This window comes from Vibrio sp. 378 (genome assembly GCF_033339435.1).
Genome location: NZ_JAWOUO010000775.1, coordinates 1 through 610, shown reverse-complemented (window position 1 = coordinate 610; position 610 = coordinate 1). Strand labels below are relative to the sequence as shown.

At 48.7% G+C, this 610-nt stretch carries 1 protein-coding gene; it reads left to right on the top strand.

The window, feature by feature from the left end:
- On the top strand, positions 1 to 600 hold a 600-nt coding region (locus R7Q48_RS28790), incomplete at its 5' end, for a methyl-accepting chemotaxis protein (protein ID WP_318133755.1).
- Positions 601 to 610: the final 10 nt, after the last annotated feature.

Genomic DNA, 610 nt, shown 5'->3' with positions numbered 1-610 from the left:
GCGAAAGAAGTGATCAGCCGTCTTGCTGACGATGTGGAAACGACAAACATTGTTGTGACACAGCTTGCTTCTACAACGAAAGATATCGGCTCTATCCTTGGTGTAATCCGCGATATCTCTGAGCAAACAAACTTGTTGGCACTGAACGCAGCGATTGAAGCAGCACGCGCAGGTGAGCAAGGTCGAGGCTTTGCGGTAGTTGCAGATGAAGTTCGTAACCTAGCATCGCGCACTGCCGATTCAACGGAAGAGATTCAACGTATGATCAACCAGCTTCAAAGTGATGCTCAGGATGCAGTAAGCGCGATGGAAGCTGGCAAAGCGGTCACATTTGAGGGTGTGGCTTCGACGGATGAAGCAGTAGAAGTGCTGGTGAATATCTCTGAACGCATTACGGATATCTCCGATCGAAACACGCAAGTTGCGACGGCAACGGAAGAGCAATCTACCGTGGTTCATACGATCAATCAGAATATTGAAGAAATCAACGCAATCAACGAGATGACAACTGCAACGGCGGAAGAGTTGGCTGGCGCAAGCCGCGATCTTCAAGAGCTTTCATCTCGCCTAGATAAGATGGTTGGTAGCTTCAAACTCTAGAGTTGGATAG